This is a genomic window from Pedobacter sp. Leaf250, from assembly GCF_920984735.1.
Classification (GTDB): domain Bacteria; phylum Bacteroidota; class Bacteroidia; order Sphingobacteriales; family Sphingobacteriaceae; genus Pedobacter.
Map to the genome: position 1 here is coordinate 25,728 of NZ_CAKLBU010000010.1, position 15,077 is coordinate 40,804.

General features: G+C 34.8%; 13 protein-coding genes and 1 pseudogene. 5 read left to right on the plus strand and 9 right to left on the minus strand.

Going from position 1 to position 15,077, the window contains the following annotated elements; all coding sequences use genetic code 11:
* The first annotated feature begins 471 nt into the window (after positions 1–471).
* Both LUA91_RS10700 and LUA91_RS10705 read left to right on the plus strand, forming a co-directional pair.
* A complete protein-coding gene (locus LUA91_RS10700) occupies positions 472–1,425 on the plus strand; it encodes a GLPGLI family protein (protein WP_231426037.1) in 954 nt (317 codons plus the stop codon).
* A complete protein-coding gene (locus tag LUA91_RS10705; RefSeq protein ID WP_231426038.1) occupies positions 1,422–4,085 on the plus strand; it encodes a TonB-dependent receptor in 2,664 nt (887 codons plus the stop codon). Before LUA91_RS10700 ends, LUA91_RS10705 begins: the two co-directional genes overlap by 4 nt.
* 187 nt (positions 4,086–4,272) lie before the next feature.
* Here the strand turns inward: LUA91_RS10705 and LUA91_RS10710 are convergent, their stop codons facing one another.
* From LUA91_RS10710 to LUA91_RS10725, 4 genes are all read right to left on the minus strand, one after another.
* A complete protein-coding gene (locus LUA91_RS10710; RefSeq protein WP_231426039.1) occupies positions 4,273–5,745 on the minus strand; it encodes a M56 family metallopeptidase in 1,473 nt (490 codons plus the stop codon).
* Between the two features lie 4 nt (positions 5,746–5,749).
* The gene (locus tag LUA91_RS10715; RefSeq protein WP_231426040.1) at positions 5,750–6,112 is read right to left on the minus strand and encodes a BlaI/MecI/CopY family transcriptional regulator; all 363 of its coding nucleotides are present in this window, start codon (positions 6,110–6,112) and stop codon (positions 5,750–5,752) included.
* 112 nt (positions 6,113–6,224) lie between these two features.
* Positions 6,225–6,725 (minus strand): hypothetical protein, encoded by a 501-nt coding sequence (locus LUA91_RS10720; protein WP_231426041.1) that lies wholly within the window; start codon positions 6,723–6,725, stop codon positions 6,225–6,227.
* A 137-nt stretch (positions 6,726–6,862) separates the two neighbouring features.
* The gene (locus LUA91_RS10725) at positions 6,863–8,239 is read right to left on the minus strand and encodes a dicarboxylate/amino acid:cation symporter (RefSeq protein WP_231426042.1); all 1,377 of its coding nucleotides are present in this window, start codon (positions 8,237–8,239) and stop codon (positions 6,863–6,865) included.
* Between the two features lie 161 nt (positions 8,240–8,400).
* Between LUA91_RS10725 and LUA91_RS10730 the strand changes: the two genes are divergently transcribed.
* The 3 genes from LUA91_RS10730 to LUA91_RS10740 are packed head-to-tail and all read left to right on the plus strand — an operon-like array spanning position 8,401 to position 10,089.
* On the plus strand, positions 8,401–8,898 hold the full coding sequence (locus tag LUA91_RS10730) for an RNA polymerase sigma factor (RefSeq protein WP_029286005.1): 498 nt from the start codon (positions 8,401–8,403) through the stop codon (positions 8,896–8,898).
* The gene (locus tag LUA91_RS10735; protein WP_231426043.1) at positions 8,885–9,490 is read left to right on the plus strand and encodes a hypothetical protein; all 606 of its coding nucleotides are present in this window, start codon (positions 8,885–8,887) and stop codon (positions 9,488–9,490) included. The genes LUA91_RS10730 and LUA91_RS10735 overlap by 14 nt, the downstream gene beginning before the upstream one ends.
* Positions 9,491–9,519: 29 nt before the next feature.
* Positions 9,520–10,089 (plus strand): DUF922 domain-containing protein, encoded by a 570-nt coding sequence (locus LUA91_RS10740; protein ID WP_231426044.1) that lies wholly within the window; start codon positions 9,520–9,522, stop codon positions 10,087–10,089.
* Here the strand turns inward: LUA91_RS10740 and LUA91_RS10745 are convergent.
* The 5 genes and pseudogenes from LUA91_RS10745 to LUA91_RS10765 all read right to left on the minus strand — a co-directional run bounded on the left by LUA91_RS10745 (position 10,081) and on the right by LUA91_RS10765 (position 15,055).
* Positions 10,081–10,452 carry a diacylglycerol kinase family protein gene (locus tag LUA91_RS10745; protein ID WP_255717786.1) on the minus strand — a complete coding sequence of 124 codons (372 nt, stop codon included), beginning with the start codon at positions 10,450–10,452 and terminating at the stop codon, positions 10,081–10,083. The genes LUA91_RS10740 and LUA91_RS10745 overlap by 9 nt on opposite strands.
* Before the next feature lie 94 nt (positions 10,453–10,546).
* Positions 10,547–11,149 carry a hypothetical protein gene (locus LUA91_RS10750; RefSeq protein WP_231426046.1) on the minus strand — a complete coding sequence of 201 codons (603 nt, stop codon included), beginning with the start codon at positions 11,147–11,149 and terminating at the stop codon, positions 10,547–10,549.
* Positions 11,150–11,208: 59 nt separating this feature from the next.
* Positions 11,209–13,119 (minus strand): beta-N-acetylhexosaminidase, encoded by a 1,911-nt coding sequence (locus LUA91_RS10755; RefSeq protein WP_231426047.1) that lies wholly within the window; start codon positions 13,117–13,119, stop codon positions 11,209–11,211.
* Positions 13,120–13,333: 214 nt separating this feature from the next.
* Positions 13,334–14,290: a thioredoxin-disulfide reductase gene (gene trxB / locus LUA91_RS10760; protein WP_231426048.1), complete on the minus strand. Its 957-nt coding sequence runs from the start codon at positions 14,288–14,290 to the stop codon at positions 13,334–13,336.
* A gap of 129 nt (positions 14,291–14,419) precedes the next feature.
* Positions 14,420–15,055: pseudogene (locus tag LUA91_RS10765) on the minus strand (hypothetical protein).
* Positions 15,056–15,077 lie beyond the last annotated feature (22 nt).

The following is a 15,077-nucleotide window of genomic DNA, read 5'->3' on the forward strand; positions in this document are numbered from 1 at the left end:
TTTGGAAAAGCAAAGTACAGCATCTATAGGTTACTCCTGCCCTGCCATCCGCTTTACTGGCCTCATAAAAAAATTCGGCTGCGTGTTCGCTCCTGTCAGGTTTATTTTACGCAGGCTAGTATTTCTATTCTTGTTGGCACCTGGCAAACTGCATTGGGTTAGTGCTGCCTTTGTAACTAAACCCGATTGAACGAAAATACTTTTTGTAGCACTGTTCATCCTGAGCTTGTCGAAGGATTCGGCCAATATTTGCAGGCGCTTCTATAAACTCAGCCTAGCAACATTAAGTGATACCATTCATAAAAAGATTGCAGTGAAAGCGGGACAGCATTCTGCCAAACCCCACTGAACATTCGTTTTCAAATTAAATTTAACAATACAAATGGTTAAAAAATGTTAAAGCATTTTCATAATTACGAATATTTCGTAGATTTACGAAAATTAAATAACAAACTTAACCGCATAAAATTTATGAAACGCACCTTAATTACTTTAATTATGGCTTTTTTTGCCATTTCAGCTTCAGCTCAAAATCCCGACCAGGCACTTGCCAGAGTGAGATACACTTACATACACATTCAGGATACGACACAAAAAGATAAACCGCACAAGGAGAACATGTTGCTGGTAACCGGAAAAAATGCTTCTGTTTACACCAGTTATGATAAATTGAATCAAGCTGTAAATGCGAAAAAGCAAATCGAAGAACAGCTTAAAAATCAGGCAGGCAGTAGCAACATGAAAATAGAAATTAAAAGCGAAATGAAATCGCCCACTACAGCCGTAGATTATTTCTTTTTTGCCAATGAGCATAAAATGTTTAGCAAAGAAAAATTATATACCAACTATCTTATTGAAGAAAATGCGCCACAAATCGATTGGAAAATAGCAAAAGACACGATGAGTTTTTCTGGTATCAATTGCCAAAAGGCCACTGCTAATTTTAAAGGCAGAAATTGGATTGCGTGGTTCGCTACAGAAATTCCTTTTCAAAGTGGCCCTTGGAAGCTGAATGGTCTGCCTGGATTAATTGTTGATGCACATGATGATAAAAATGAAGTGAAATTTGAATTTGCCGGACTTGAAAACGTAACTGCAGATGATGCTAAAAATGCTTCGGATGGTGATCAAAAAATTACTATGCCTAATGGCACAGTGGGAACATTAAAAATTACAGGATTAGAAACGAACACCGTTTACTTAGGCTCGGAAATTAAACTTCCAACCGACGCTGTAAAAACGACTAGAAAAGAACTTGATAAACTTAAAGCTGCTCGAGATAAAGATCCGCAGGGTTTTATGCAAGCACAAATGGCAGCCAACGGTATTCAAGGAACATTTAAAAGAGGCACGTCAACACCTACTGGTCAACCAATTGCTAAACGCGAAATCAACAACCCTATCGAAATTCCTGAAAAAAAATGAGAAAGGCTATTTTGATTATGACGTTGTTCTTTTTGGGGATGGCATCGGTTTTCGCTCAAAAACCAATCAGAGGAAGTGTGAAAGATGTTAAAGGTAAAGGTATTGAATCTGTAAATGTTAATCTGAAGGATAACGAAGGAAACATCATCAGTTTTACCCGAACAAATAAAGATGGCTTATTTAGTCTGCAAGTTAAAAATGATCAGCTTACTGGTTACAAAATTGAAGCATCGAGTATTGGTTATAAAAAGGAATCCATTTCCATTATAGATGTTAGCAAGAATCAGGATTTAATTTTATCGGCCAGCGAAACTCATTTAGAAACAGTAACCGTTAAAAACCGTCCATTATTAACTTCTAAAGGAGATACATTAAATTATAGAACTTCTGATTTTGCAGATAAGCAAGACCGAACCATTGGCGATGTACTCAAAAAAATGCCAGGAATTGAAGTTGAAGAGAATGGTAAAGTGAGCTATAATGGCAAAGCCATATCGAATTTATACATCGATGGAGATAATCTGCTAGATGATAAATATAACATCGGCACAAAAAGTATCCCACAAGGTGCGGTTGAAAAGGTTCAGGTTATTCAAAATGATCAGCCTATTAAAATGATGAGAAAAAACAACATGAGCGATGATGTTGCTTTAAATCTCGTTATAAAAGATGATGCTAAACTTAAGGTAATGGGCGATGCAACTGTTGGCGCTGGAACGCCAAATCGTTTCTATGAAAACCTAACCGCCATGTTGTTTAATAAAAAATTAAAATTCATCAACAATATCAAAGGCAATAACATAGGCAATGACCCTGGTATTGATTTAACTTCACATAATTTAGCTGATTATTCGAAGCGTATAGATAACAGCAAACCTAGCGGTTTATTATCTACCGGTGCAGCGGGTGTACCCTCTTTGCCACAAAACAGATACTTGTTTAATAAAGCCGGGGTTTTGAATTTAAATAACTTATACAAGTTTAATCAGGATTTGCAGTTGAGGGCGAATTTGTCTTATCTATTAGATGAACGCAGGCAACAATACAATAAATTTTCACAAACTTACCTGGCTGATGAAACCATTAGCTTTACAGAGTTTCAGAACAATGTGGTTAATCCGCAGAAATTAAGAGCGCAATTTAATTTGAACAAAAATGCGGAGAATGAATATTTTAACAATAGTTTCAATTTGGATTATACACCATTCAAAACAAATTCAGCCTTCTCAATCAATAACGTAGCAGCAAATCAAATTTTAAGGCAAGAAACTTTCGATATTTCAAATGAGTTCAATTATCGGAAGAAACTAAAATCGGAAAATGTAATTCTTCTTTACTCCTATTTAAATAGAACAACGCAACCAGAAACTCTGAATATTTCGCCTGGTTTAAACGCCGACATCCTAAACAATGGAAATAGTTACCTGGGGTTAAATCAGTATATCAAATTACCTACCTGGTACACAAACAATTACTTATCTTTTGCTTTTGTGAAGAATGGATTTGCACAGACTTATAAAACAGGGTTTAATCTTCAGCAGCAAAATTTAAATTCTGAACTTTACCGGATCCAGAACGATCAAAGTTCTGAACTGGTTTCGCAGCAAACAGTAAATGATTTGAACTGGTTTAAAGGCAGGGTTTATGCCGATGCTACTTACGAATACACCAATGATAAGTTAAAAGCTGGTTTAAGTTTGCCTTTGAGTTACAACCACATCAATTATAGCGACCCTGTGAATGAACTGGATAATCGTTTAAACAAACTATTTGTAAATCCATCGTTAAATATCAAATACCAAACCGGGATAGAAAACTATGTATCGGCTAATTATTTTTATAAGAATGAACTTGGCGGAATAGATGACGTTTATCGGGGAACAGTTTTAAAAAATTACCGTTCATTATTTGCAAACAATGCCCCAATTTCTGAATTAAAAACGCATAGCTTTCGCGGTGAATTTAATTTTAGAAAAGCGATGCAGATGTTTTTCTTCAATGCATCAGCCAGTTATAGCAATACCGAACTCAATACCATTTCATCTTTCAACTTGAGTAATAATATTCAACAAAGAGTAGTTTTGCCCCTGGAAAATCATATTAAAAGCTTATCAGTAAGTGCAAATGCCAGCAAATATCTTTTTGCATTTAAAAGTACTATCAACTTGGGTGTGAATTTATCGCAAAGCCAATACAGCCAGCTTCAAAATGGCGAACTTTTGCCTTTTAATACGAAAACGATTTCTTACAAAGCTACTATTGACGCCAAGCTCAACAATTTTATGAACTGGTCATACGGTGCAACTTATGCCGTGACCGATAACCGGGCTGAAATCGCAGATGCGATCAAAACAAGTTTCAGGCAATTAAGACAACAATCTACAATATCGATTACAACATTTCAAAATGTATATGTTAACTTATCTGCTGAATATTTATTTACACAGCAAGCCAATCAGCCAAATTTAAAATACCTTTTTGCTGATGCCAATGTGAAATATAAAATATTAAAACTGAAAACAGATCTGGAGTTTGGAATAACTAATCTGGCCAATATCAAACAGTTCGACGCGGTTTATCTTTCAGCAAACGCATTAACTACAGGAACATATTTAATTCCGGGAAGAGTGGCCATGTTAAAAGCTACATTCAATTTTTAAATAAAAAGTGAAGGTGGGAATTGAAGAGTTTTGTTATTTTGGTCAAGGCGAAACCCAAAATCTGTATAGAGAAATCTTTGAATCAATTCAAATTCAAAGATTTCTCGGCTTTATTCAAATGAATATATAAAGCAGAATAAGATATTTGATTATTCGAGAGGTTAATCATAATTTATTCGCGATATTTTTATGGCTTAGTTCTAATATGAATTGCTCCGTTATTCCCCTTTACAACCCGAATATCCAAAATTTTGTTAACATCAAGGCTTTTAAATTCAGCATTCGATGCCTTCTCGCCATCAATATAATAATCGATTTTATTAGATGATGCAGTAACAGCCTCTGCACTATTAGGATCATTTAATGATTTGCTACGAACTTTTATCAACACCACATTATTAATGGTGCCTTTAATTGACTTAATAGGCTGTTGCGAACCTGTATCCCCTAAAAGAACGCCCATTGTGGCAGGACCTGCTTTCAAACTATCTTTAAAGGTAAAATGCTGTACAAAGGCTTTTCCTTCAGTACTTTCATTGCCTTTAAAGTCAATTACTTTACCAACAAGTTTACCCAGTTCATGTGAAATAGATTGATGTGTTGTATCTACAGTTTCAAAACTTGTGTTAAACACGAAGCTCACTTTTTTAACTGAATCTAATTTTTGCGCTGGCTCCTGTGCAGATTTGACTTTAACCTTTTGCCCGGCTTTAGCTGGTTTAATGATGGATGATTTAAGATCACTATTTGGCAGCGTGATCTTATCTGTATTGGTTAACGGCACCATTGCTTTTGGAGCATTTTTTCTATCGATGGTAAAAGCTAGGGTAACACAAAGCAAAACAGGTAAAACCAATAAATAACGAGACAGATTAACCTGTGATGAACGTTTAGCATTCATCATTATAATTCGTTTTTTAAGGTCTGAAAGATTAAAATTATTTACAATGGCAATAGATGGCTGTAAGCTTCCAACATCCAATAAGCTGTATTGATAAGCTTTTTTGTCAATTCCTTTTTTCAGTATTTTCGCGTCGGTAATGAATTCAATATTTTCTCTCACGGCTTTCTTCATCAACCAAACGCCAGGATTAAACCAATAGAAAACCACACAAATTTCTGCCAGGATAATATCTAAAGTATGCCATTCTTCAACGTGTACTTTTTCATGTTCGAGGATATTATTTAAATCCTGTGTTTTATGCAATGCAGGGTTTATGTAAATGGTTTGCCAAAAACTAAATGGACTTACTTCTTCATTCAATATCCTGACATTAAAATCTCGTATTTTGCTGACGGAAGATTTTTTATGCATTTGGTGAAGTGAAATAAACTGAATCATCAGCCTGATTGCCATTAGCAAAACGCCCAAGTAAAAAAATAAGGTTATCGCTTGCCAGAAAATGGAAACAGAATCTTGCTGCACAAACTGTTTAACATTTTGATTAAACTGTGGTATAAAAGCTGGAACAGAAGGTTTATCAGCAAAAAAACTATTTAAATTGATAAACGGATAAGCGGATGAAAAAGCAATCCCAAAAATTAAAAAAAAGCGATTCAGTGAGTAAAAAGTTAATTTTCTAAGCACAAGATAATAGGTGGCAGCAAACAAAATCAGCACCAAGTTAATCTTCAATAAGATAAGGAAGAATTGCGGCATGGTATTATTTGTCAGGGTTTTCGATCAGATTGATTATCTCCTTTAATTCCTCTGCACTGATCTTTTTATCTTTTGCAAAAAACGCAACCAATTCTTTATACGAGCTTTGGAAATAATTGTTCACAAAACCATTCATGAAACGCTTTTTATAATCAACCTCTTTCACCTTTGCACCATAACGGTTGGCATTGGCAAAGCGTTCGCTAACGAGATAACCTTTTTTTTCAAGATTCTTTATGGTTGATGCAAGCGTGGTATATGGTGGTTTGGGTTCAGGCAAAACATCCATAAAATCTTTTATGAAACCTTTTCCAAACTGCCATACGGCTAACATGGCTTCTTCTTCCTGAATTGTTAATTTTTCCATTTATTACGAATATATCGTAAATATACGAAATCATCCTAAAAAGAAAAAGACTTTATTAAAACTCTAAATCTTAGGGCCTTAATAAAGTCTTAAACATTTATTTTGAGTAAAATTATTTTCCAGATCTTATTTCTGCCTGGTTTAATGTTTCCTGAATTACTTTGCGCATTTGAACTGCAGCATCTAATAACTTGGGATTGCCATCAAAATCACCGTAAATTACTACATGTTTCGATTTTTCTTTGTAATTAAAAGTAATATCGTAGCGTGGAACAGCTCTTGATTTAGCACTTTTTTGGCCAATTGTATCTGGAAAATTCCACAATCCTATTTCATTAGCCTTTCTGTGCATGTATAAGATGTCATCGCTTTTTAGAAAAAACTTCTTTGTAATTACCGAATCCCTGTTGTTTACATATTGATAAACACCAGTTTTCGAATCATATTTATTTTCTAAAGTATCTTTTAAACCGTAGCTAAATTGCATCGAAACGAAATCAGCCTTGCGAAAAGGTGCATTCTGGATGATCGGTTTGTAATAGATGTAACAATAAATAATCATCGGTACGATGATGGTAATGGCTAAGAATATTTTTTTTCCTCTACTTGACACGGATATTAGTTATTGAATTTTGAATGAATGAATTATTGGATTTTAATAAATCTCAAAAACGCTGCAAATCTGATAAATTTTATCGAACATCTAAACATTTCAAAATCATTTAATAATTACAATTCAACATGCAATGTTTAAGCGTCTTTCAACTCCCCTTCCCACTTACTCACTACAGCAGTTGCGATGGAATTACCCACTACGTTAGTAGCTGAACGGCCCATATCCAAAAGTGGATCGATACCGATTAATAGTGCCAAACCAGCTTCGGGAATATTAAAACTGGCAATTGTACCAGCGATTACCACTAATGAAGCTCTCGGCACACCTGCAATACCCTTACTGGTTAACATCAATATTAGCAACATAGAAATTTGCTGTTCGAAACCTAAATGAATGCCATAAGCCTGTGCAATAAAAAGAGATGCGAACGTCATGTACATCATCGAACCATCTAGGTTAAATGAATAACCCAACGGCAAAACGAAACTCACAATTTTATCTTTACAACCAAAACGTTCTAAAAGCATCATCGTTTTAGGATAAGCTGCCTCGCTACTTGCTGTACTAAAAGCCAAAATTGCTGGCTCTTTCATGTCGCTTACCAATTTAAATACTCTTTTCTTAAGGATTAAAAAGCCTATAAAAATTAACATTGCCCATAAAATGCCCAATCCTAAATAAAATTCACCAATAAATATGGCGTATGTGTTTAATACGTTCAGTCCTTGTTTAGCAACGATAGCCGTCATGGCACCAAAAACTGCCAAAGGCGCAAAATTCATCACATAACCCGTCATTTTTAAGATAACATGAGCAATGGCATCAAATGCCTTGATTACAACCTGACCTAAATCGCCAATTGCGGCAGTAGCCACACCAAAAAACAACGAGAAAACAACAATTTGAAGAATTTCATTTGTAGCCATTGATTCGGCAATACTTTTTGGAAAAACGTGTGCAATAAAATCTTTTACGCTCATTGCTGCTTTTTGAATTCCGGTGTTTACCATTTGATCAGGCAGTGTTAATTGCATGTGTTTCCCTGGTTCGAAAAGATTTACTAAGATTAATCCTAAAACCAACGACATTAGCGACATAGCCATAAACCAGCCCAATGTTTTACCACCAATACGTCCAACAGCTTTAATATCGCCCACTTTTGCAACGCCCACAACTAAAGTGGTAAATACGAGTGGTGCCACAATCATCTTAATTAAACGAAGAAAAATATCACTCAAAAGCGTAAAATATTCAAGTTTCTTTTCCCTGATATCTTCATTTTCTTTTTTGATTTGTGCATTAACTTTCCTATCAGCTTTCAACTGGGTAAATACTGCCGATGTGGTATCAGGAGTTTTTTTAATGGCAACTTCGATACTCTTAACTTTTGCATCAGCATTAAGTATATTTTGATTGTAAACATCAATGGAATTAACGTTCAGAATGTAGCCTAATGCAACTCCGGCAATCAGCGCTATAAAAATGAAAAGCGTGAGTTTGTTTTTCTTCATGAATATAAAAAGTTTGTGGCTCTGTTAATTTGGTAAAACTACGATATTTACGCTGTGTAACAAATTTTGAGTGCAGTGCTATTTAAAAATTATTTTAATTTCTATTTTCGCTGTAACAATAAATCATCCTCTACATCTAAAAACTATCTATAATCCCATAAATGGAACAAAAAGACAAGCTATTTAAAGAAATCTTCGATTCGAATTCCAAAAAAATATTCCATTTATGTTATGGTTATACAGGAGATACTGATGCTGCCAACGATCTTTTACAAGAAACATTTTTAAAAGTTTGGCAAAACCTGGATAAGTTTAGAAACAAATCACTGATATCTACCTGGATTTATAGAATAGCAGTTAACACCTGTTTAACGTATTTGCGATCGGAAAAAAGACAAGCCAAAGACGAGCTTACGGATAACATTATTGAAAACAAAATTGAAGAGTTTTCAGAAAAGAACGAACAGGTTGCCTTGCTTTACAAATGTATCTCCAAGCTTGAAGAAAATGATCGTTTAATTATTACAATGGTGCTTGATGAGCTTCCATACCACGAAATTGCTGATATTTCCGGAATTAGTGAGGGCAATTTAAGGGTAAAAATTCATCGTATTAAACAAAAATTAACAGAACTATATAACCAGTATGCAAGCGTTTGATCAAATACAAGAGTTGTGGCAAAAACACGATGTAGCAGTTAAGGTTTCTGCTGATGAAATGTTGCAACAAGCTAAAAAAGAGGTAAATGGCTTGAAGTTTAAATCTACTTTAAATCTACTGGGTATGCTGGCATCATTCATTGCAATTGCGGCATTGTGGATATTTTTTCACTTCGAATCGTGGACAACCCATGTGGGCATTAGCATTACCATGATTGCCATTGGGGTATATATATTAATTTTATACCGTGATCATAGGCTAATCTCTAAAAATGATTATACGGTACATCCCAATGAATATCTTAGTAACTTAAAAACGTATCAATTAAATAGATACAAGCTTTATAATTCTTTATATTGGTTTTACACCGTAGCACTTTCTTTAGGTTTAATTTTTTACTTCATTGAAATTCTTGCTCACTTAAGTACCACTATGCGAGTGGTTGCAATTGGTTTAACCTTCCTTTGGATTTTATTCTGTTCAACTATTCTGAGGAAAGCAGTAATCAAAAGAGAGAAAGAAAGAATTTCACTTTTAATTGAAAAGTTCGAACGCATTAGCAGTCAGATTTCTTCGCCAGAGCAATTTTAGGCACGGTTTTTTCTCTGCTAAAATTACACATGAGAAAACTGACTTTATCCATATTATTGCTAATGATCTTGCCCATTACTTTTGGCTTTAAGCAAGATTTTACAGAGCCTGTTCAATTGGATTGGGAAACATATTTTAAAGGTAAAGCTGATGTTCGTTCACCATTTTTTGCTTTAACCGCAATGACATGGAAATACAGTTATGAATCTACCATTTACCGCAACAGGGTTGTCATCAAGTTGAAAAATGAAATATCAATCGATAAAGACCGATCGTGGGTTAAATGGGATAAAATAAAGGATCCAAATATAAGTGCAAGTTTACTTCATCACGAGCAAGGCCATGTAGATATTCAATATATACTTCTTTCTGAAGCCGAGCGGGTATTAAAAAACAGAAATTATTCAGTAAAAAATTATAAAGCACAAATTTCGCAGTTGGCAAACGAAATCAGCAATTATTTTGACACCATGCAACGCAATTATGATGAAGAAACCGAACATGGAAGTAACCATAAAATGCAAGCCCGCTGGGATAAAATCATTAGCGATAAAATGGATGAGTCGCGAGCAGCTACATTAGCTAATGATTCAAGATAAGTGGGGCAGAAAAATAATCAAACCCACTGCAATAGCCAGAAATGCTGTCACTAATACAGCTGCAGCGGCTAGATCTTTAACAATTTTAATCTTGGGATGATACGCTGGTGAAACAATATCCGCTAGTTTCTCTATCGATGAATTAATTATTTCGGCTACGATAACACCAGTAATTACTGAAAGAATGGCAATCCACTCTAAACCTGAAAGCTGCAAATAAAAGGAAAATAAAATAACAAATACGGCTGCAAATAAATGAACACGCCCGTTGTGCTCATTTATAAAAAATAATTTCAATCCGTTAAAAGCATGCTTAAAGCTTTTAATTCTTGCGAGGATTGAAAATTTTTTGTGTTCTTGCATAAAATATCTGTTGTAAAGATTCTGAAATAAATTCAGGATTATGATCTTTAATCTACGGTTATTTTACTGATAACCTGAATTGAATTGATTATTCTTATTTGTCTTTCAATTCAATACTAGAAAAAGTATTTCCTCTTAAACTGTATTGATAAGTTTTAGATATTTTCTTTGTAGAATCTGCTGAATCCTCAACCGGAAATGACCTCAATAAATCTCCATTTTTTATAAAAAATTTATCATTTCCAGCATAACCTTTTTTTTGGTTCGTATTTAGTGATGGAAAATTTATCTTGTTAAAATCTCCACCTGAAAATTCAAAAACATTTAAATCTGCAACATTTTTTTTATTTAACAATTGAACATAGATCTCTGGATTTCCATCATTATCCAAATCCATATTCCAGGCATCGGTAATAATCCCTAAACGCTCAACAGCTTGCGATTTGTAGTTTTTATTAACAGAATCTGACATTAAAATCTGGTAACCTCCGATAGAATCAACTCCCTTCCCCCAGCTGACTACTTCAAAATTTAATCCCGGCTTCACCTCTATATCTTTGTAAAACTTAAAAGGATTTTTGGTTACTACAGGTGTTTCAACTTTGATTTCAGAGGGTTTATCTTCATTGCAAGCAAAACAAAACAGCATCCCTGTAATTAAAAAGAGATGCTGCCAGGTGTTATTGTTTAATTTCATTTTTTGGGATATTTGATTTCCCAAAATAATGAATTTAGCATTTTAATGCAAGGTGTTTTTTACTTCTTGGCTTCAGTTTTTTCTGCTGGTGCACCATTATCTAAAGTAGTTTTTGTAGTTACGCTTCTTTTTCCGCTAGGAGCGATAACGATGGTTGTTAATACACGTTTTTCACCTTGTGGAACGGTTACTCTAATCGGCGTTGTATATAAAAATGCATTTTCTGACGGACGTGAACCATCCAGAGAATAATAAATTTTTCCACCAACTACAGGAACTTTTAAATCGATGGTAAAATCGCCACCGGTTAATGCTTTTTCACTTTGGCCGATTGGTGTTGGCACCCAATAATTAATATTCATTTTATCTAAGCGAGCCAAATGTTTAGGCAAACGCTCTTCAGAAAAATTCTTCAAATCTTTACGATCAACCGGGCTCCAGGCAATTTCAGATAATGCCATTATACGTGGAAAGGCGTGGTTTTCAGCTTTTTCAGGAGTTTTGATGTATTCTGTCCACATATTGGCCTGCACACCTTTAATGTATTTTCTCTGATCAGCCGTTAATACTTTAGGAATTGGATCGTAAGCATATATTTTTTGATAAGGGGCAAAGCCACCTATGGTAACAGGTTCATCAGGCGAATTAGATTGTTTGTGATCAATATATAAACCCATGGAACCTGGTGTCATAATTACATCGTGGTTTTGTTGAGCGGCAGCAATTCCTCCGGCCTCTCCCCTCCAGCTCATCACTGTAGCATTGGGTGCCAAACCACCTTCTAAAATCTCATCCCATCCAATGATAGATCTACCCTTTTCATTTACATGTTTTTCAATTCTTTGAATAAAATAGCTTTGTAATTCGTGTTCATCCTTTAAACCTTTTTCTTTCATTAGAGCCTGGCAAAAAGGCGATTCTTTCCAATAAGTTTTTGGTGCTTCGTCTCCTCCAATGTGAATATATTTTGAAGGAAAAATAGCGATTACTTCATCCAGAACATTTTCTAGAAAGGTGAAGGTATTGTCTGTTGGTGTAAAAATATCATCAAAAACACCCCAGGTTTGTTGTACTAATTTACCTTTCCTGGTTCCAGCCCAAGGCGTTTTATCGCTTATAAAAGTATCACGGTTCGGAAATGTGCTCAATTCAGGATATGCTGCAATGGCTGCAGATGCATGTCCGGGTAATTCAATTTCTGGGATTACGGTAATGTATCGTTCTGCTGCATATTTTACAATATCTTTTGCTTCATCTTGCGTATAAAACCCCTTAACTTCTGTTAAATAGTTTCCATTACCTGGATAATTTCCAATAACGGAGCCTGGGCGGGTTGAACCAACTTGGGTAAGCTTAGGATATTTTTTAATCTGCAATCTCCAGCCTTGATCATCAGTTAAATGCCAGTGGAAAGTATTGATTTTATAATATGCCAACTGATCGATATACTTTTTGATAAATGAAATCGGAAAAAAATGACGACAAACATCCAACATTGTTCCGCGGTAACCGAAGCGGGGGTAATCGTTAATATCTACTGCAGGAATGGTAATTTTATCCGCAACTTTTTCTGGCATCATTTGCATGGCCGATTGAACGCCATAAAATAATCCTGCTCCTTTACCTGTAATTGTTATCTGATTCGGAGTAACTTTAATTTTATATCCTTCAGCCGGCAATTGATCCGATCCAGCTGATGTTAATACAATGCTTTTTTGGTTGGGTTGATTTACCTTACTTTCTCGTAAAGCAAAACCTGCTTTATTTACAATGAAAGCATTCAATAAATCGGCAGATCTTGCGCCATCAACGCTTTGATTAATCAAAAGAGTTGTTTTATCTAAAATAAAATTACCACTCGCTCGGATAATGGAAACGGGTGCAGGTATGATTCCAAGATTGGGATCGCTCTGCGCAAATGCACCTGTACTGATTAATACTCCAATAAAAATCGATAATGCTTTGTTCATGCTTGGGTTTTTAGGATAATTGAATTGGTTATTTTAATACAAGATAGATATTACATTCAAATCGTTAATCTCACTTTTTTGTTACAATACAGATCAACCGTTTGACTTCAAAATCTTAACTGAAAATTAATAAGCGTTTTGAGAAAATTTGGAGATTAGGCATAAAAAAAGAGAAATCATTACTGGTTTCTCTTTTTTATAAATATTGTAAAGCTTAAGCCTCTACCGGATGCTCTTTAGCAGCCAGATATCTTTCAGCATCTAATGCAGCCATACAACCAGAACCCGCAGCTGTTACAGCCTGACGATAGTACATATCCTGAACATCGCCAGAAGCGAAAACACCTTCCACATTGGTTAAAGTAGTACCAGGTTTGGTTAGCAAATATCCCGTTTCATCCATATCTAACTGACCTTTGAAAATATCGGTATTTGGTTTATGTCCGATGGCTACGAAAAAGCCTTCAACAGGAATTTCAGATGTAATATTCGTTTTATTATCCAAAACTTTTACAGCCGTTACGTTTTTACCGTTACCCAAAATCTCTTGAGTTTCGGTATTGTAATGCACTACAATGTTCGGCGTTGCTAAAACGCGGGCAACCATCGTTTTTGATGCTCTAAATTCATCACGACGAACCAATAAATGTACCATTTTGCAAAGCTTAGCTAAATACGTGGCTTCTTCAGCAGCAGTATCTCCAGCCCCAACAATTGCCACATCCTGTCCTTTAAAAAAGAAACCATCGCAAACCGCACAAGCTGAAACACCAAATCCATTATATTGTTGCTCGCTTGGTAAACCCAACCATTTTGCAGTTGCACCAGTTGCAATAATTACAGTATCGGCAGTAATGGTTTTAATTTCATCAACTACAACTTTGTGCGGCGCCGAAGAAAAATCAACTGAACTGATATACCCAAAACGGATATCTGTTCCGAAGCGTTCTGCCTGCTTACGGAAATCTTCCATCATTTCCGGACCCATAATTCCTTGCGGGTAACCAGGGAAGTTTTCTACATCGGTGGTTTGTGTTAATTGGCCACCAGCCTGCATACCAGTGTACATAATTGGTTTTAAATCTGCTCTGGCCGCATAAATTGCTGCAGTGTAACCCGCCGGACCAGAACCTATAATTAAACACTGAACGTGTTCGTTTTCTTGTGACATTATATTATGTATTTGAAATTCATTAATTGTAGCACAAATTTACTGCATTAAATAATTGTTAGCAAATATGCATTGTCAACATAGTTTACTTATTAACAACTCAAACTAAACTGAGCAAAAAATATCTAATTATTTGTAAAAGTTCTCTGTTAAATAAAATATTGTATCTATAAAATAAATAATCCCATTATTTGAAAGGACATTTTCATCATGCAAATCTTCAAAAAAAATCCCTAATTCTTTATTGATATAGTCGTGGTTTCTATTGTTGTCAAAATTGTTAAATGAGAGAAACTTCTTCACAGCTTCTAAATCAGTAATCTCATTTGCAATGATGAAATCTTATTTTACTACAGCAAAAAGTTGCCCATTTATTTGTTTAAATCCTAAGAAACAATAAGATGTTGATTGAAAGAAATAGTTATGAATTAATAGGCTATTGAAGTAATCTATCCAGTATTTATAAAAGACTGAATCATTTAATTTGATAACACTAAAGTCATTGTAAAGATAAACCCTTTGTTCTGCACCTGCACTTATAAATTCTTGCTCTGATATTTCAGGCTCATAAAAAAGATTTTCTTGCTTAGCGAAATCAATTAAGCTTATTTCTTCTTCACTTTTGAGATGCTTTTGTTTTTTAATTCTGAGGCTTGTTTCCTCATTTCCTCTAAGGAAATTTTGTGTTTTTTTGAGTTGGCTTGTCTTGCCAATTGATCCATCGCCGATAATGATATTTCGTAATTCATCTTTGATATTTTTCATTAAAATAATGCTTAAAGATACA

Bases quoted from the DNA above. Each gene is read 5' to 3' on its own strand.
- LUA91_RS10700 (WP_231426037.1), top strand. From the start codon at position 472: ATGAAACGCACCTTAATTACTTTAATTATGGCTTTTTTTGCCATTTCA.
- LUA91_RS10705 (WP_231426038.1), top strand. From the start codon at position 1,422: ATGAGAAAGGCTATTTTGATTATGACGTTGTTCTTTTTGGGGATGGCA.
- LUA91_RS10710 (WP_231426039.1), bottom strand. From the start codon at position 5,745: ATGCCGCAATTCTTCCTTATCTTATTGAAGATTAACTTGGTGCTGATT.
- LUA91_RS10715 (WP_231426040.1), bottom strand. From the start codon at position 6,112: ATGGAAAAATTAACAATTCAGGAAGAAGAAGCCATGTTAGCCGTATGG.
- LUA91_RS10725 (WP_231426042.1), bottom strand. From the start codon at position 8,239: ATGAAGAAAAACAAACTCACGCTTTTCATTTTTATAGCGCTGATTGCC.
- LUA91_RS10730 (WP_029286005.1), top strand. From the start codon at position 8,401: ATGGAACAAAAAGACAAGCTATTTAAAGAAATCTTCGATTCGAATTCC.
- LUA91_RS10735 (WP_231426043.1), top strand. From the start codon at position 8,885: ATGCAAGCGTTTGATCAAATACAAGAGTTGTGGCAAAAACACGATGTA.
- LUA91_RS10740 (WP_231426044.1), top strand. From the start codon at position 9,520: ATGAGAAAACTGACTTTATCCATATTATTGCTAATGATCTTGCCCATT.
- LUA91_RS10745 (WP_255717786.1), bottom strand. From the start codon at position 10,452: ATGCAAGAACACAAAAAATTTTCAATCCTCGCAAGAATTAAAAGCTTT.
- LUA91_RS10750 (WP_231426046.1), bottom strand. From the start codon at position 11,149: ATGAAATTAAACAATAACACCTGGCAGCATCTCTTTTTAATTACAGGG.
- LUA91_RS10755 (WP_231426047.1), bottom strand. From the start codon at position 13,119: ATGAACAAAGCATTATCGATTTTTATTGGAGTATTAATCAGTACAGGT.
- trxB (WP_231426048.1), bottom strand. From the start codon at position 14,290: ATGTCACAAGAAAACGAACACGTTCAGTGTTTAATTATAGGTTCTGGT.